Below are 16,979 nucleotides of genomic sequence, written 5' to 3'. Positions count from 1 at the left end.
CGCTCAGCGGCTGCCGTGTGTTCTTTCGGTGCGGCCGAGTCGCGCGGCACCGCGTGGTGTTCCGGTCAGGTGAGCACGAGAAGTTCCGTCGCGGAGGCGATCTCGATCCGCAGCCCGGCCTTGACCGCCACTCGGGCCAGTCCGCGGATGTCGGTGGGCTCGGCGCGGGTCAGCACCAGCGCGCGGGCCAGCAGACCCTTGTGGTGCTTGTTGAAGTGGCTGACCACGGTGCGCGAGCCGTCCGGATGCTCGGTGAGCACATTCGCGGTGACCGCGCCGGGTACACGACCGAGCTGCTGGTAGACGCCCGAGCGCAGATCGACGACGAGTTCACCGGCGGCTTCCTCGGCCAGCGCGGCGGGCAGATGGTCGCGCCAGAGCGCCGAGAGCGTCGGCAGGCCCGGCAGTTTCGAGCCGCCGGAGAGACGGTAGGCGGGGATCGGGTCGCCCGCGCGGACCACACCGAACAAGGCCGAGCCGATCGCCAGGCGGGCGCGGGCCTTCTCCCGCTGGACCCTGGTGAACGCCTTCGCGTCCAGCGCGTCGTAGAGCACGCCGGTATAGCGCTCCAGCGCGGGCCGGGTGGGGGAGGTGCGCAGTGCGGCGTTGCGGGCGATCTCGGTCTCGGCGCCTGTGCCGAGCCCCAGCGCCGCGCGGCTGGCGTCCGGATCGGCGGCGAGCGCGATCAGCTGGTCGATGAGCTTGTCCCGCACCGGCGTGAGCTGTGGCATCGACAGCGCATCCAGGTCCAGGGCAGGACCTGTTCCGCCGTCGGACTTGGTTTCGGAAGGAGGCAGCAGCACCAGCACGAGCCGATACGGTAATGCCTTTGAGTGCGCGATCGGACGGGGACTACGCTGTTCGCCGTGATCACCCGCCTGTCCCACCTCTTCCTGCGCACCCTGCGCGACGATCCCGCCGACGCCGAGGTGCCCAGCCACAAACTGCTGGTTCGCGCCGGATACGTGCGCCGCATCGCCCCGGGTGTGTACTCCTGGCTACCGCTGGGCTTGAAGGTGCTGCGCAAGGTCGAAGACGTCGTGCGCGCGGAGATGAACGCGATCGGCGCCCAGGAGATCTCGCTGCCCGCGCTGCTGCCGCGCGAACCGTACGAGACCACCAACCGCTGGACCGAGTACGGCGACGGCCTGTTCCGTCTGCAGGACCGCAAGGGCGCGGACTACCTGCTCGGCCCCACCCACGAAGAGCTCTTCGCGCTCACCGTGAAGGGTGAGTACAACTCCTACAAGGATCTGCCGGTCACGCTCTACCAGATCCAGACCAAGTACCGCGACGAGGAACGTCCCCGCGCGGGCATCCTGCGCGGGCGCGAGTTCATCATGAAGGACTCCTATTCCTTCGACCTCGACGAAGACGGCCTGAAGGCCAGCTACAACGCGCACCGCGAGGCCTACCAGCGCATCTTCGAGCGCCTGAAGGTGCGCTACGTCATCGTGGCGGCCACCTCCGGCGCGATGGGCGGCAGCGCTTCCGAGGAGTTCCTGGCCGACAGCCCGGTGGGCGAGGACACCTACGTGCTGTGCCGGGAATCCGGCTACGCGGCCAACGTCGAAGCGGTGGTCACACCCGCGCCCGAGCCGCAGCCGATCGAGGGCAGGCCCGAGGCCGTCGTCCACGACACCCCGGACACCCCGACCATCGCCGCGCTCGTCGACTGGGCGAACGCCGCCGGTATCGCCGAGCGGTTCGGCCGCCCGGTGACCGCCGCGGACACTCTCAAGAACGTGATGGTCAAGCTGCGCCACCCGGACGGCAAGACCGAGATCGTCGGCATCGGCGTGCCCGGCGACCGCGAGGTGGACGACAAGCGCCTGGGCGCGTCCGTCGAACCCGCCGAGGTGGAACTGCTCACCGACGCGGACTTCGCCGAGAACCCCTTCCTGGTCAAGGGTTACATCGGGCCGAAGGCCCTGCAGGCCAACGGCATCCGCTACCTGGTCGACCCGCGGGTGGGCACCGGCACGTCCTGGATCACCGGCGCCGACATCCAGGGCAAGCACGTCGTCGGGCTGATCGCCGGACGCGACTTCACCCCGGACGGCACCGTGGAGGCCGCCGAGGTCCGCGACGGCGATCCCTCGCCGGACGGACGCGGCACCCTGGTCGCGGCGCGCGGCATCGAGATCGGTCACATCTTCCAGCTGGGCAACAAGTACACCGACGCCTTCGAGGTCGACGTGCTCGGCGAGAACGGCAAGCCGGTGCGCCTGACCATGGGCTCCTACGGCATCGGTGTCTCCCGCATGGTCGCGGTCATCGCCGAACAGCAGCACGACGAGAAGGGGCTGCGCTGGCCGGCGGAGGTCGCGCCGTTCGACGTGCACGTCGTCATCGCCAACAAGGACGCCGCCGCCCGCGCCGGCGCGGAAGAGGTCGTCGCCGGGCTGGACGCGCAAGGCCTGGACGTGCTGTTCGACGACCGCACCGCCTCGCCCGGCGTCAAGTTCAAGGACGCCGAACTGCTCGGCATGCCGTGGGTGCTCGTGGTCGGCCGCGGCTGGGCCGAGGGCACCGTGGAACTGCGCAACCGGTTCACGGGCGAGGCCGAAGAGGTGCCCGCCGCGGACGCCGTGTCGACGGTGATCGCGCGCGTCCGCGGCTGAGACTTCCGTCCGCGCCCCCGGTCCGACGAGGACCGGGGGCGTCGTCGCGGACGGGGCCGTAGCGATCGAGCCGATGCGGCCCGACCGGGGACGCGCGGCAGCGACTCGACCCGCTGGGACATGCGGGCGGTCCGCTCAGATGTCGGTGTAGTCGCGAACGAGATCGTTCGGTCCGCCGGTGGCGCGGACGGGTGCCGCGGTGCGGAATGCCGTGACGGCGGCGGCGAGGATGATCAGCAGCACGCAGGCGCGGCGCATGGCGCGATTCATCGAATCCTGTCCTCCGGCAAGCCCATCGGGGGGAACGCTGGCGAAGGACTATTCGCCACGGCCCCCGTGCCGGATGGGCGTCCGGCTCAGACCGCGCCCGGCAGTGCGGCACTCGGCGTGCCGAGGATGTTCTGCCAGGTCGCCAGGCGAAGCGCGCTTTCGGCCAGAGCGTCCACGCCCATGCGACGGTTCTGCTCGGTGCTGCTCTGCTCGACCACCGCCCGCCAGGCGACGGCGGCGTCGGCCTCCACGGTCTCGGCCAGCCGGGCCGCGTCGACCGGATTGTCCACCGGGAACGGCACGGTATAGGCCGGGTCGGGAGTGGGGGCCGCCACGCCCGCGGCGCGCAGGGTCTCCAGGGTGGCGTCGCGGCGGGCGCGGTGGGCGGCGGTGTGCTCGGCGATCAGCTCCCGCCGTTCGGGAGAGCCGTAGGCGGCGATGACACCGTAGGCGTAGACGGCGATGTACTCGGCGCGCAGGGCGTCGAGGACGGTCTGACGTTCGTCGGTCATGCGGTGATGAGTCCTTCGGCGTGCACGGCGCAGGCGGCGCTGATGGAGGCCAGCAGGCCGGCGCGGTAACCGGACAGGGTGACGGCGAGTTCGGCGGTGGCCCGGCGTGAACGGGACAGTTGATCGCGCAACTGCTCGATGCCGGGCGCGGCGATCGCGGCGGGGGGTGCGCTCGGCGGTCTGGTCTTGTGGACCGGGGTGGTCCCGTCGCCGTAGACGCCGACGAGTCGGGCGATCTCCGCGGCGAGGGCTTCGGCGTGCTCGGTGCGCTGCGCCGCGATGGTGCTCAGGAGGGACTGCAAGTGGGGGGCCAGGGCGATCGCCGCGCTCGCGGCGGCGGCGTCGGCGCGGGCTTGGAGTTCGTGGGTGGCCAGCGGGTCGGGGTCGTGCACGGGCTCCTCGGCGCATGCGGCGACCGCGGCTACCGTCAGGGCGCCGAGCGCGCCCGCGCCCGCTGCCCGCAGCGCCGTGCGCCGATCGAACGACGATGCCCGGTGGCGCTCGACGGCCGTGTCCGGACGCGTAGCGTATCCCTGTGCGCCGACACCGCCGGGGACGGATCCCGTTGCGGCGCCGTGCTGTTGGGCGAAGGAGCCGGCTTCCGCGCCGACCGGGCAGGGATGTCCGGTCACGTTCTGCGAGGTGTCGTGCCGGTGCGCGAGGGGGTGGGTGGGAAGCCCGGCCTGCGACGGCGTGGAGAGGCGGAATGGCACGCGACCATCGTGCCAGATTCGCCGCCTCGGACTCGCCGCCGAGCCCCGTCCGTCACCGCCGCCACGCCAGGAACACACGCCACGCCAGCGGCTTATTGCTGTGAGCTGACGGTCCTATACACTCTCCGGGCGCGTTACGCTAGAGATTCGGTACCGGATTTCTCGCCGTGTCACACACGACCGTGCCACAACTGGACCGCGTCACAACTGAACCAGGGAGCCGCCGCACATGCCCATGCCGACCGAGGAAAGGGTGAGCCAGCTGGTTGCTGGACTCGTCGAACGCCGGGGTTTCGATCTCGAGGGCGTGGAGATCGTCGGGGCGGGCGGCCGTGCGGACGCGCAGACCAGGATCACGGTGACCGTGGACAGCGACGGATCGGCCGACCTGGACGCGGTCGCCGAACTCAGTTCGGAGATCTCGGTAGTCTTGGACGACGCGGCCGTTTTCGGCGAGTCGCCGTATCTGCTCGAAGTCACCACCCCCGGGGTCGACCGCCCGTTGACCGAACCGCGGCACTGGCGTCGTGCGCAGGGCCGCAAAGTGCGGATCACGCTGCGGCCGGGCGCCGAACCTCCCGACCCCGGCGGATCGGTGCGCTTCGAGGCACGGGTCGGCGCGCTGAGCGAGGAGACGGTCGCGCTGGTGCTCGGTGGCAAACGCAAGCCGCACCGGGTGCGCGTACCGCTCGCCGACATCGAGCGCGCGGTCGTGCAGGTGGAGTTCTCCCCGCCGGGGGCCAGGGAACTGGAACTCGCGGGCGGGGTGGCACCCGGCCGGCCGCAACCGGCTCAGGACGACGTTCTCGCAGTACCCGCACCACCCGCTTCACCCGCAACACCAGCGTCCGAGCCGAGCGAAGGGATCGTGGAATGAACATCGAAATCGAAGCCCTGCGGGCGATTGTCGCCGACAAGGGGATCTCGATCGAGACAGTGATCTCCGCGATCGAGTCGGCACTGTTGACCGCTTACCGGCACACCGAGGGGCACCAGCCCAACGCGCGTGTCGACATCAACCAGAAGACCGGCGCCGTGCGCGTCATGGCGGTCGAACTCGACGCCGACAACAACGTCGTCTCCGAATGGGACGACACCCCGGAGGGGTTCGGCCGCATCGCCGCGACCACCGCGCGCCAGGTGGTGCTGCAGCGGCTGCGCGACGCGGAGAACGAGAAGTCCTTCGGCGAGTTCTCCACACATGAGGGCGACATCGTCGGCGGTGTCGTGCAGCGCGACGCCCGGGCCAATGCCCGCGGCACCGTCGTGGTGCGCATCGGCAGCGAACTGCACGGGACGGAGGGCTTGATCCCGGCCGCCGAGCAGGTTCCCGGCGAGACCTACCAGCACGGCGACCGCGTCAAGTGCTACGTCGTCGGCGTCTCCCGTGGCCCGCGCGGCCCGCAGATCACCCTCTCGCGCACCCACCCGAATCTGGTTCGCCGGCTGTTCGCCCTCGAGGTGCCCGAGATCGCCGACGGCTCGGTGGAAATCGTCGCGGTGGCGCGTGAGGCCGGGCACCGGTCCAAGATCGCGGTCCGCGCCACCGTCCCCGGGGTCAATGCCAAGGGCGCTTGCATCGGCCCGATGGGGCAGCGGGTGCGCAATGTGATGAGCGAGCTGGCGGGGGAGAAGATCGACATCATCGACTACGCCGAGGATCCGGCGACGTTCGTCGGTAATGCCCTCTCGCCGTCGAAAGTGGTTTCCGTCACCGTCGTCGATCCCGACGCCCGCGCCGCGCGGGTCGTGGTGCCCGACTTCCAGCTCTCGCTGGCGATCGGCAAGGAGGGCCAGAACGCCCGCCTGGCGGCCCGGTTGACCGGGTGGCGCATCGATATCCGCAGCGATGCCGCCGGGGACGTGGACGACAGCGCCCGCACGGAGGCGCATCGCAGTTGAGCGGAGTACACGGTGCGAGCCGGGAATCGGTGGGCCCGCGGGATCGGTTCGTCACTCCGAAGGGGGACGGGTTCGGTGAACACGGCGTCTCGGCTGTAGAGTGGTCAGAGGTTCGACTCGAGCCCTCGGCTACTTTGCCCGAGCGCACCACCGAGCAGCACCGGACGTCTCCGCGCCGGTCGGCTCCGGTGCGTACGTGTATCGGATGCCGGAAGCAAGAGTCGGCCGTCGAACTGCTACGGATCGTGGCGCGAGATCGGGACACCGGCGACGGATCCCGTATCGTCGTGGTCGTTCCCGATCCTCGGCGCAGACTTCCCGGAAGGGGTGCCTGGGTGCACCCCCTTTCCGCTTGTTTGACCGCAGCGGTTCGACGCCGAGCATTCGGCAGAGCACTACGAGTGTCCGGACATCTGGATATCTCAGCCCTGGAGCAGTACCTCGAGAACAGGCACGAGCACTCATGAGCACACCGTGAAGTACCAACGATGAACGTCCATCGGAGATAACCCGAGGTCGTGCGGGCCGCCGTCCCTGAATCGGTGGCGCTGCTCGACCTCTCAGTGAGGAGAGCAGTGGCAGGCAAGGCCCGCGTGCACGAGTTGGCCAAAGAACTCGGTGTCACGAGCAAGGAACTACTCGCAACGCTCAAGGAGCAAGGCGAGTTCGTGAAGTCGGCGTCCTCGACAGTGGAAGCGCCCGTCGCGCGTCGGCTGCGCGAGTCGTTCGCGTCGAAATCGGCCCCCGCGAACGGCGCCAAGACCGGTGCGAGGCCCGGTCCTTCGTCGTCGGCCCGTCCGGGCCCCAAGCCGGTCCCCGGCGGCCCCCGTCCGGGTCCGCGCACCCCGAGCCCCGCGAGTGCTCCTGCCGCAGCGCAGCAGGCGCCCGCCGAGCAGGTCGCACGGCCGTCCGAGGTCCGTCCCGGGCCTGGCGCCAAGCCCGGTCCGGCTCCGGCCCCGCGGCCCGCGATGCCGGAAGCCCCCGCGGCCAAGGCAGCCCCTGCGGCTCCCTCGGCTCCGGCCGGCCCGCGCCCGACCCCGGGTGGTCCGCGTCCCGCTCAGCCGCAGCAGCAACAGCAGCGTCCCGGCCAGCAGCAGCAGCGTCCGGGCGCCCCGGCCCAGGGTGGCCCGCGCCCCGGCCCGAAGCCGGGTCCGAAGCCCCCGCGTGTGGGCAACAACCCCTTCTCGTCGGCTCCCGACCGTGAGCGTGAGCGTCCCGCCGCGCGTCCCGGTCCCGGTGGCCCGCGTCCGGGCCCCGCGCAGGGTGGCGCGCGTCCCGGCCCCGGTCAGGGCGCTCCGCGTCCCGGTGGCGCGACCCCGGGTCCGCGTCCGGCGGCCGCCCAGGGTGGCGCGCCGCGTCCCGGTGGCCCGCGTCCGAGCCCCGGCTCGATGCCTCCGCGTCCGAATCCCGGTGCGATGCCCGCTCGTTCGGCGCGTCCCGCCCCCAGCGCGGGTGGTCGTCCGGGTCGTCCCGGCGGCGCGCCCGGTGGTGCGGGTCGTCCCGGCGGTGGCGGCGGCGGTGGTGGTTACCGCGGTGGCGGTGGCGGCGCTCCCGGTGCCGGTGCAGGCGCCCCCGCGGCCGGTGGTTTCCGTGGTCGTCCCGGTGGTGGCGGCGGTCGTCCGGGTGGTCCGGGTGGTCGTGGCGGTGCCGCGGGCGCGTTCGGCCGTCCCGGCGGCGCTCCGCGTCGTGGCCGCAAGTCCAAGCGCCAGAAGCGCCAGGAATACGACTCGATGCAGGCTCCGTCGGTCGGCGGCGTTCGGCTGCCGCGCGGCAACGGCGAGGTCATCCGCCTCGCTCGCGGCGCGTCGCTGTCGGACTTCGCGGAGAAGATCGACGCGAACCCGGCCGCTCTCGTCCAGGCGCTGTTCAACCTCGGCGAGATGGTCACCGCGACCCAGTCGGTCAACGACGAGACCCTCGAGCTGCTCGGCGGCGAGATGAACTACGTCGTCCAGGTCGTCAGCCCGGAGGACGAGGACCGCGAGCTGCTGGAGAGCTTCGACCTCACCTACGGCGAGGACGCGGGCGACGAAGACGATCTGCAGATCCGTCCGCCGGTGGTCACCGTCATGGGTCACGTCGACCACGGCAAGACCCGGCTGCTCGACACGATCCGCAAGGCCAACGTCCGCGAGGGCGAGGCCGGTGGCATCACCCAGCACATCGGCGCCTACCAGGTGCTCACCCACCTCGGTGAGGACGATCGCCTGATCACCTTCATCGACACCCCGGGTCACGAGGCGTTCACCGCCATGCGTGCCCGTGGCGCGAAGGCCACCGACATCGCGATCCTGGTGGTCGCCGCCGACGACGGCGTGATGCCGCAGACGGTGGAGGCCATCAACCACGCGCAGGCGGCCGACGTGCCGATCGTGGTGGCGGTCAACAAGATCGACAAGGAAGGCGCGAACCCGGAGAAGATCCGCCAGCAGCTCACCGAATACGGGCTGGTGGCCGAGGAATACGGTGGCGACACCATGTTCGTCGACATCTCCGCCAAGCAGGGCACCAATATCGACGCGCTGCTGGAAGCGGTCCTGCTGACCGCCGACGCGGCACTGGACCTGCGCGCCAACCCGAACATGGACGCCCAGGGCGTGGCCATCGAAGCCCACCTCGACCGCGGTCGCGGTCCGGTGGCGACGGTGCTCATCCAGCGCGGCACCCTGCGGGTCGGCGACTCGATCGTGGCGGGCGACGCCTACGGTCGCGTGCGCCGCATGGTCGACGAGCACGGCGACGACGTCGACGCGGCGCTGCCGTCGCGGCCCGTCCAGGTGGTCGGCTTCACCTCCGTGCCCGGTGCCGGTGACAACCTGCTGGTCGTCGACGAGGATCGCATCGCCCGCCAGATCGCCGACCGGCGCAATGCGCGCAAGCGCAACGCACTGGCCGCGCGCAGCCGCAAGCGGATCAGCCTGGAAGATCTGGATGCCGCGCTGAAGGAGACTTCGGAGCTCAACCTGATCCTCAAGGGCGACAACTCCGGTACCGTCGAGGCCCTCGAAGAGGCCCTCATGGGTATCGAGGTCGGCGAGGAAGTGCGGCTGCGGGTCATCGACCGCGGTGTCGGTGGCGTCACCGAGACCAACGTCAACCTGGCGTCGGCGTCGAACGCGATCATCATCGGGTTCAACGTGCGTGCCGAGGGCAAGGCGACCGAGCTGGCCAACCGCGAAGGCGTGGACATCCGGTACTACTCGGTGATCTACCAGGCCATCGACGAGATCGAGAAGGCCCTCAAGGGCATGCTCAAGCCGATCTACGAAGAGGTCGAGCTGGGTCGCGCCGAGATCCGTGCCATCTTCCGCTCCTCGAAGGTCGGCAACATCGCCGGCTGCATGGTGCTGTCGGGTTCGGTCAAGCGCAACGCCAAGGCGCGCCTGCTGCGCGACAACGTGGTGGTGGCCGAGACGACGACGATCTCCTCGCTCAAGCGCGAGAAGGACGACGCCACCGAGGTCCGCGAAGGCTACGAGTGCGGTATGACGCTGACCTACAACGACATCAAGGAAGGCGACATCGTCGAGGCCTACGAGCTGCGCGAGAAGCCGCGCGACTGACGCCTCGATCGACCACGCCGCGTGGTGCGCGCCCGTAGATCCGGGGTGCGCACCGCGCGGCGCGGTCGCCGGTACTGGAAGGTGTATGGGTGTACCTGGGTGCACTGGAGTTCGACATTCTGCTCGGCGACGTGCACTCCCTGAAGGAGAAGCGTTCGGTCATCCGGCCGGTGCTCGCCGAGCTGCAACGATTCGGCGTGAGTACCGCCGAGGCGGGGGAACACGACAGGTACCGGCGCACGCTGCTCGCAGTGGCGATGGTCAGTCCTGATATGAGTCACCTGAGCGCGGTACTCGACAAATGCGAGCGGCACGTCGCCGCTCGCCCGGAGTTAGAGTTGCTGGCAGTACGCCGCCGGGTCTTCGGCCCGGAGGATTAGCCGGCACGTGAGTTCATCGACAGTGAGGAGGAAAAGCCATGGTGGATCAAGCCAGGGCACGCCGACTCGCGAAGCGGATCTCCTCGATCGTGGCGACCGCGATCGAGTACGAAATCAAGGACCCGCGGCTGCGTTTCGTGACGATCACCGACGCGAAGGTCACCGGTGATCTGCGCGAAGCCACGGTGTATTACACGGTGATGGGCGAGACCATCGATGCCGAACCCGATTATCAGGCCGCGGCCGCCGGCCTGGAGAAGGCCAAGGGGGTGCTGCGCTCCAAGGTGGGTGCGGGTACCGGCGTGAAGTTCACTCCCACATTGGCTTTCGTGCTCGACCGGGTGCCCGACGTCGCGCGCGAGATGGAAGAGTTGCTCGCGAGGGCACGCGCCTCGGACGAGGCAGCGGCCCGGGCGGCGGCCAACGCGAAACCCGCGGGCGACCCCGACCCCTACAAGGTCGATCGCGACGAGGACGAGTGACGCCACCCGCATGACGATCAGCGCCGACGGCTCCTTCGACGCCGAACTGCGCGCGGCGGTCGCGGCACTGGATGCCGCGAAGAGGGTCGCCGTGGTCAGCCACGTGCAGCCCGACGCCGACACCATCGGCAGCGGGCTCGCGTTGGGACTGGTGTTGCGCAGGCGCGGCATGGACGTGCGGGTCTCGTTCGCCGATCCCGTCGAACTGCCCGCGTCCATGCGGACGCTGCCCGGCGTGGACCTGCTGGTGCCGTCGGCCGAGGTGCCCGGCGAGGTGGATCTCGTGGTCGCCGTCGACTGTGCCAGCGCGAGCCGGATGGGTGTGCTGGCCGATCTGCTGACGCGGGCGCCGACCTCGATCGTGATCGACCACCACCGGTCCAACACCTGCTTCGGCGCGATCAATGTGGTCGATCCGGGAGCCGAGTCCACCGCAGGGCTGGTCGCCCGGGTGCTCGACGCCTGGGGCGAACCCATCGACGCGGAGGTGGCGCACTGCCTGTATGCCGGGTTGGTCACCGACACCGGATCGTTCCGCTGGGTGCGGCCTGGTACCCACGCGCTGGCCGAGCGACTGCTGGCCACCGGGATCGACGGCGCGGAGATCACCAGGGGACTGCTCGACACCCACCCCTTCGCCTGGCTGCCCATGCTCTCGCGGGTGTTGGCGACCGCACGACTCGAACCCGAGGTACGTGGCGGCGCGGGGTTGGCGTACGTGGTGATCGGCCGTGACGACGTGCTCGGGGTGCGTCCGGAGGAGGTCGAGAGCGTCGTCGACATCGTGCGCACGGCCGCCGAGGCCGGGATCGCGGCGGTGTTCAAGGAATCGCGGACGACCGAGAACCGCTGGACGGTTTCGCTGCGTTCCCGGAATTCGGGTCCGGGCGCCGACGACGGCGTGGATGTCGCCGAGGTGGCGACCGCGCTCGGGGGTGGCGGGCACCGCTTCGCGGCCGGGTATACCACGGAGGGAAGTCCGCAGGAGATCGTCGCGGCGCTGTTGCGAGCGATCGGCTGATCCGGGCCGCATTCGATCATGACGTCCGAGCAGTCCGACTCCCCGCCGGAGCCGTCCGGCGCGGCCACCGACCCCGCGGACGCGGGTCCACGCCGGATTCTCGGCCTGGCCGTGCCGACCCTGGGCGTGCTCGTGGCCGAGCCGCTCTATCTGCTGTTCGATCTGGCAGTGGTCGGCAGGCTCGGCGCTCTCGCGCTGGCGGGCCTCGCTGTCGGCGGATTGGTACTCGCGCAGGTGAGCACCCAGCTGACGTTCCTGTCCTACGGCACCACCGCGCGCTCGGCGCGCAGGCACGGGGCGGGCGACCGGAACGGTGCGGTGGCCGAGGGCGTCCAAGCGACCTGGCTGGCGATCGCGGCGGGCCTGCTGATCCTGGCTGTGATGCAGGCGGCGGCCCGGCCGGTGACCGATGTGATCGCCGGCGGCGGAGAGGTGGCGGCCGAGGCATTGCCCTGGTTGCGGATCGCGTTGTGCGGGGTGCCGCTGATCTTGATCGCCATGGCGGGCAACGGTTGGATGCGGGGTGTGCAGCAGACGCGCCGTCCGCTGGTCTTCGTGGTGGCGGGTCTGGCGCTCTCGGCGGTGCTGTGCCCGGTGCTGGTGCACGGGCTGCTCGGCGCGCCGCGCATGGAACTGGTGGGTTCGGCGGTGGCCAATGTCGCGGGGCAGGTGGTGACCGCCGGGCTGTTCGTGGCCGCGCTGGTGCGGGAACGGACGCCGCTGACGCCGCACTGGTCGGTGATGGGTGCGCAGTTGGTGCTCGGGCGGGATCTGATCTTGCGCAGCTTGTCCTTCCAGGCCTGTTTCGTCTCAGCGGCCGCGGTGGCGGCCCGGTTCGGCGCCGCCTCGGTGGCGGCGCATCAGCTGGTGCTGCAACTGTGGAGCTTCCTCGCCCTCGCCCTGGACGCGCTGGCCATCGCCGCGCAGACTCTCGTCGGCGCCGCGCTCGGCGGCGGCGACGCGGCCGGGGCGAAACGGCTGGCGGGTCGGGTCACCCGATGGTCGGAGGTGTTCGCGCTGGTGCTGGCCGCGGTGTTCGCGGCCGGCTACGCGGTGATCCCCACGTTGTTCACCACCGATGCCGAGGTCCTCGATCGCGCCGGCGTGGCCTGGTGGTTCTTCGTCGCCCTCATTCCGATCGCCGGTGTCGTGTTCGCGCTCGACGGGGTGCTGCTCGGCGCGGGTGACGCGGCCTTCCTGCGGACCGCCACACTCGCGGCCGCGGTGGCGGGGTTCCTGCCGGTCATCTGGCTGTCGCTGGCGTTCGATTGGGGAATCGCCGGAATCTGGTCGGGCTTGGGCATTTTCATGGTGTTGCGTTTGGCCGCGGTCGGCGGCCGCACCCTCTCCGGACGCTGGGCGCGGGTGGGCGCGGACGTGCCCGCACCCGCCCGCGCCCACGGCTGAGCGCGGCGGGTAGGCGTCGCCGAGAGATTCCTCTGTTCGTCACCGCTTGTTCACCGTCGTCCTCGATCGGCTCGCCTACCCTCGCATCAACGAGGGGGAGGTGGCGGATGCGGTATCGCCTCACGGTGGTGTTGATCGCGGTGTCGGCTGTGCTGGGTGGCCTGCTGTCCGGTTGCGGCGAGGACTCGAAGTCCGGCCCGATCGGCGAATACGACGAGGATCCCACGGTTCTGAATATCGTCGCGGGCTCCGAGCACACGGTCGTGTTCGAGGAGATCGTGCGGCCGTGGTGCCGGGATCAGGGATTGACCTGCACGATGACGGCGCTGGGCTCGGTCGATCAGGCCCGGTTGCTGGAGGCGGGGGAGGCCCCCTACGACGCGTTCTGGTTCGCCAGCAGCGTGTTCCAGCAACTGGGCGATACCGGGCATCGCCTACAGCAGGTGCGGCCTATGTTCAGTACCCCGTTGGTGTTCGCCGGCAGGCGTGCCGAGCTCGACGCCTTGGGTTTTCTCGATCGAGAGGTCGGGATCGAGGAGATCCTCGCGGCGGTCGAAGCGCAGCGGACGACGGCGTGGATGACCAATCCCACCCAGTCCAACTCCGGTGCCACCGTACTGCTGGGCTTCCTGAACTACTTCGCGGGCAACGGTCCCGGCGAGCCGTTGACCCGGGCCCAGCTCGAGTCGGAACCCGTGCGCGCCGGAATCACCCGGTTCGCCCGGGCGTTCGCCAGAACGCCACCGTCCACCGGTCTGCTGATGGACGAATGCCTGGCCACGCCACAGCACTGCCAGACCATGTTCACCTACGAGGACTTGGTGATCGAGCGCAATCGGGAACTGGTGGCGGCGGGCGAGGAACCGTGGCACGTCGTCTATCCCCGTGGTGTGCTGGCGATCTCGGACGCGCCGTTGGGCTTCCTGCCGCACGACGATCGCCCGGAGAAGGCGGCCAACTTCGGCAAGCTGCAGGATTTCCTGCTCTCGGCCGAAACCCAGCAGCGCCTGACCGCCCTCGGCCGCAGGCCGGTCACCAGCATCGGTCTGTCGTTGCCCGACGCCCCGCCGGAGGTGTTCGACACGTCGTGGGGAGTGCGTCCGACCCTGTCCGGACAGCCCGTCACCTTCCCGGTCGCCGAGGTCATCGATGCGGCTCTGGAGAACTACCGGACCGTCTACCGCACCCCGACCGACTTGGTGTACTGCATCGATTCCTCGGGGAGCATGGCGGGCAACGGCGGCTGGGCCGGGGTACAGCGGGCCGCCGATCTGCTCTTCGATCCGGTGCGGTCGGAGCAATATCTGCTGCGGCCCGGTCCGCGGGACCGGACCGCGGTGCTGATGTTCGATCAACAGTCGACCGGCCCGCTGTGGGCGGACGGTGACGGAGAGCAGGCGCTGGCCGCGGTGCGAACCGCCGTTCGCGACCGGAGACCGAGCGGCGAGACCGGCATCTACCGTTGCCTGGACACCGCGGCGAACCTCCTGGCAGCCCCCGGCCTCGTCGGCGCCGAGGAACCGGTACGCAAGAAGCTGGTGATCCTCATGACCGACGGTGAGGACACCGTGGGCGGCGGCCTCGACGACATCGCCGCCGCCGGGATACCGGTGGTGGCAGTGGGATTCGGTTCGGAGGTGCGCGAGGGCACCCTCCGGCGGATCGCCGAACGCACCGGCGGGTCGTATCTCACCACCGACGATCTGGTCGCGGCGTTGCGTCAGGCCACCGGATACCGGTAGGGGCGCCGATGCCGAGCAATCTCGCGGTGTTCGCGGCGCTGGCGGTGTTCGTCCCCCTCTTCCTCGGTCTGTACGCACTGCTCGGTTCGGCGGCGGGCGCGGCGGCGACCGCATTCGGCGCCGCCGTGCTCGCCGGACTCGCCGGACAGTCGGTGGGCGCGATCAGGCGGCGCACCGAGCAGATCCGGCAGGTGGCGGCGACCAACCGCCGGGTCGAAGGGCTGGCGGTGCAGGTATGGGACGCAGATACCCGCGCCTCGCTGCTGTCGGCCTGCGGCGTCGTGCCGCACCTGCTCGCGCGCACCGAGGCGGTGGACCCCGCCGGACTGCCCGTGATCGCGGGCAAGCTGCTCGATTACCTGGCGAGCGTGGAGTCGGCGCTGCGCCGGTATGTCGAGATCCAGGACAACGCCTCGACCTACCGTGACGCCGAGGCGCTGCTGGCCCGTGGGCGCCTCACCCTGGCCGGTTTCGAGCACTTCGCCGCGCACAGCGCCGACCAGATCGGCGAGGCCGATCTGGCACCCTTCTTCCGGGATCTGGCGCACCTGGAACTCATGAATCCGCCGCGGCTCCCCCCGAGTGAGGACACGTGAACAGATCCCGCAGGCCTGTCTTCTTCGCGATCGTGGTCGCCGTCGTCGCCCTGGTGGTCGGCGTTCTGGTGATCCGCGACTCCACGAGCGAACCCCCGCGAGCGCGCGAACTCACCTGCCTGGGCGGCTCGGAGAAATCCGCGTTCATGGCCGATTCCGAGGTGCGTGCGGTGCTGCGCGAGGACTACGGCATCGCCGTGCGTTTCGAGGAACGCGGCTCCTACGACATGGTGCAGATCCCCACCGAGCAATTGCGTTCCCGGGCGATCGACTGTCTGTGGCCCGCATCCGCGAGCGCCCGCAGCGTCTTCGAGGAATCGCACGACACCGACGACTTCCCGGGGTATCGCGCCGAATCGGTGCTCGAGACCCCCGAGGTCATCTACGCGGGTGCCGCCGCCACCGAGGCGTTGATCCGCGCCGGCCTGGTCACCCGGCGCGACGATGCCTACTACCTGGTGGATTTCCAGCGCCTGCTGCTGGACTACGTGCTTGCCCGGGCGAAGTGGGACGTGCTGGCCACCGACGAGCCTGCCGGTCCCATCCGGATCACCAGCACCGATCCGGAATCGTCGAATTCGGGGTTCACCCTGCTGCAACTGGAACTGACGGTGATCGCCTCCGGCGACGTGTACCAGCCCCCGACCGTCGAGGAGGCCAGGTCCGGGCTGCCGACCGTGCGCGCCCTCTACGACGCGCAGGGACTGCAGTCGGCGGGTTCCGACGGCGGGTTCCGGGAATGGCTCATCCAAGGGGCGAGCTCGCTGTACGCGGGCTACGAGAGTCAGATCCTGCAGCAACTGGTGGCCTATCACGACAATGCCTCCGCCACCGACGCGCTGGTGGCGAACGCGCGGATGCTGTATCCGGAGCCGACCCTGTTCAACAGCAATCCACTGCTCACCCTCAGCGAGCCCGCGCGGGAACTCATCCCCGCGCTGCAGGATCCGAGAATCCAGGACATCGCGTGGAAGCGCTACGGCTTCCGCTCCGCCACCCGGCTCGGGGCGGTGCAGGCCGCCGATTTCCCGCAGATTCCGCTGGCCGCCCAGCCGCGCGCCACCACGCCCCCGCGGGCCGATGTCACCCAACTTCTGCTCGCCTGTCTGCGCGACAACCGGTGCGACTGAGCTGTCGCCGCGCAGCGCGACTCGTTCCTTGCGCCGCCGTCGCGGTGCGCGCAGGAGCCGAAACTAGCGCTCGGGCGCGGGCCGGTGACGGCGCACGACCACACTCGCCGGACGCACGGAGCGGTCTCCGGCCTGCAGCCCTGGGGCGAGCAGCGTCGCCACGGTTCGGTCGGCGTCCGGGTCGTCGGTGTCGACCACGTCGGTTGCCTCCATCGTCCGGGAATCGAAGACCGAATCCGGCGCGGGCCTCACCAGAGCTGCCCCACGACCGGTCAGCAGCCGTTCGAGCCGGACGGCCAGCGCGGTGAACGCGGCGCGGTCGTCGTCGGAGGCCGCGGTCTGCGCGCAGGCGACCGCGTCGCCGTACAGCGCGAACAGGTCGACCACCAACGGCAGGTCCGCACCCGCGCGAGACCGGCGATCCCTGGCCTTGGCCTCGTCGGCCAGCCGCTCGATCGTGGCGGCCTGCCTGGCCACGATCCGGGTGAGATCGTCGATGCGTTCGGTCAATGTCGCCAGCGACCGTGCGGCTCCGGCGCTCTCGGCTCCGGCCCGAGCCACCGGTGCAGCAGCGGACGGTGACGCCGGTGTGGATCCGGCGGCCCCGGCGGATATGGCCTGCGCGTCACGCTGTTCG

The 16,979-nt window shown here is 70.4% G+C and carries 17 protein-coding genes; 12 read left to right on the top strand and 5 right to left on the bottom strand.

Annotation, left to right across the window (positions count from 1 at the left end):
- Window positions 1-65 precede the first annotated feature (65 nt).
- Window positions 66-809, bottom strand: coding sequence for a peroxide stress protein YaaA (yaaA, locus tag NS3_RS04465; RefSeq protein WP_067853943.1), 744 nt, complete (start codon window positions 807-809; stop codon window positions 66-68).
- Between the two features lie 57 nt (window positions 810-866).
- Between yaaA and NS3_RS04460 the strand changes: the two genes are divergently transcribed.
- On the top strand, window positions 867-2,624 hold the full coding sequence (locus NS3_RS04460) for a proline--tRNA ligase (protein ID WP_067853940.1): 1,758 nt from the start codon (window positions 867-869) through the stop codon (window positions 2,622-2,624).
- Window positions 2,625-2,759: 135 nt separating this feature from the next.
- On the opposite strand, the gene NS3_RS30290 is transcribed toward NS3_RS04460, so the two are convergent.
- From NS3_RS30290 to NS3_RS04450, 3 genes are all read right to left on the bottom strand, one after another.
- Window positions 2,760-2,894 carry a hypothetical protein gene (locus NS3_RS30290; protein WP_281204819.1) on the bottom strand — a complete coding sequence of 45 codons (135 nt, stop codon included), beginning with the start codon at window positions 2,892-2,894 and terminating at the stop codon, window positions 2,760-2,762.
- 86 nt (window positions 2,895-2,980) lie between these two features.
- Window positions 2,981-3,406, bottom strand: coding sequence for a ferritin-like domain-containing protein (locus NS3_RS04455; protein ID WP_067853937.1), 426 nt, complete (start codon window positions 3,404-3,406; stop codon window positions 2,981-2,983).
- Window positions 3,403-4,119, bottom strand: coding sequence for a hypothetical protein (locus NS3_RS04450; RefSeq protein WP_245649460.1), 717 nt, complete (start codon window positions 4,117-4,119; stop codon window positions 3,403-3,405). The genes NS3_RS04455 and NS3_RS04450 overlap by 4 nt, the downstream gene beginning before the upstream one ends.
- Before the next feature lie 229 nt (window positions 4,120-4,348).
- Between NS3_RS04450 and rimP the strand changes: the two genes are divergently transcribed.
- The 11 genes from rimP to NS3_RS04400 all read left to right on the top strand — a co-directional run bounded on the left by rimP (window position 4,349) and on the right by NS3_RS04400 (window position 16,342).
- Window positions 4,349-4,996 (top strand): ribosome maturation factor RimP, encoded by a 648-nt coding sequence (rimP, locus tag NS3_RS04445; protein ID WP_067853934.1) that lies wholly within the window; start codon window positions 4,349-4,351, stop codon window positions 4,994-4,996.
- Window positions 4,993-6,021, top strand: a complete 1,029-nt coding sequence (nusA, locus tag NS3_RS04440) for a transcription termination factor NusA (protein WP_067853931.1) — start codon at window positions 4,993-4,995, stop codon at window positions 6,019-6,021. The genes rimP and nusA overlap by 4 nt, the downstream gene beginning before the upstream one ends.
- On the top strand, window positions 5,946-6,488 hold the full coding sequence (locus NS3_RS30420; RefSeq protein ID WP_307609066.1) for a YlxR family protein: 543 nt from the start codon (window positions 5,946-5,948) through the stop codon (window positions 6,486-6,488). Before nusA ends, NS3_RS30420 begins: the two co-directional genes overlap by 76 nt.
- Before the next feature lie 108 nt (window positions 6,489-6,596).
- Complete coding sequence (gene infB, locus NS3_RS28265; protein WP_084495027.1) at window positions 6,597-9,584, top strand: translation initiation factor IF-2; 2,988 nt, start codon at window positions 6,597-6,599, stop codon at window positions 9,582-9,584.
- An 89-nt stretch (window positions 9,585-9,673) separates the two neighbouring features.
- Window positions 9,674-9,964, top strand: a complete 291-nt coding sequence (locus NS3_RS04430; RefSeq protein WP_067853925.1) for a DUF503 domain-containing protein — start codon at window positions 9,674-9,676, stop codon at window positions 9,962-9,964.
- Window positions 9,965-10,002: 38 nt separating this feature from the next.
- A complete protein-coding gene (gene rbfA / locus NS3_RS04425; RefSeq protein ID WP_067853922.1) occupies window positions 10,003-10,446 on the top strand; it encodes a 30S ribosome-binding factor RbfA in 444 nt (147 codons plus the stop codon).
- A gap of 10 nt (window positions 10,447-10,456) precedes the next feature.
- A complete protein-coding gene (locus tag NS3_RS04420; RefSeq protein ID WP_067853919.1) occupies window positions 10,457-11,467 on the top strand; it encodes a DHH family phosphoesterase in 1,011 nt (336 codons plus the stop codon).
- An 18-nt stretch (window positions 11,468-11,485) separates the two neighbouring features.
- Window positions 11,486-12,874, top strand: coding sequence for an MATE family efflux transporter (locus NS3_RS04415; protein ID WP_067853917.1), 1,389 nt, complete (start codon window positions 11,486-11,488; stop codon window positions 12,872-12,874).
- Window positions 12,875-12,981: 107 nt separating this feature from the next.
- A complete protein-coding gene (locus NS3_RS04410) occupies window positions 12,982-14,616 on the top strand; it encodes a VWA domain-containing protein (RefSeq protein WP_067853914.1) in 1,635 nt (544 codons plus the stop codon).
- A gap of 8 nt (window positions 14,617-14,624) precedes the next feature.
- Window positions 14,625-15,212 carry a hypothetical protein gene (locus NS3_RS04405; RefSeq protein WP_067853911.1) on the top strand — a complete coding sequence of 196 codons (588 nt, stop codon included), beginning with the start codon at window positions 14,625-14,627 and terminating at the stop codon, window positions 15,210-15,212.
- Window positions 15,209-16,342 (top strand): hypothetical protein, encoded by a 1,134-nt coding sequence (locus tag NS3_RS04400; protein WP_067853908.1) that lies wholly within the window; start codon window positions 15,209-15,211, stop codon window positions 16,340-16,342. Before NS3_RS04405 ends, NS3_RS04400 begins: the two co-directional genes overlap by 4 nt.
- 63 nt (window positions 16,343-16,405) lie before the next feature.
- On the opposite strand, the gene grpE is transcribed toward NS3_RS04400, so the two are convergent.
- Entirely contained in the window at window positions 16,406-16,903 is a 498-nt protein-coding gene (gene grpE, locus NS3_RS04395) for a nucleotide exchange factor GrpE (RefSeq protein WP_067854541.1), read from the bottom strand.
- Between the last annotated feature and the right edge of the window lie 76 nt (window positions 16,904-16,979).

The sequence above is a fragment of the Nocardia shimofusensis NBRC 100134 genome, from assembly GCF_001613125.1.
Taxonomy (GTDB): domain Bacteria; phylum Actinomycetota; class Actinomycetes; order Mycobacteriales; family Mycobacteriaceae; genus Nocardia; species Nocardia shimofusensis.
This window is presented reverse-complemented; position numbering and strand designations above follow the sequence as displayed.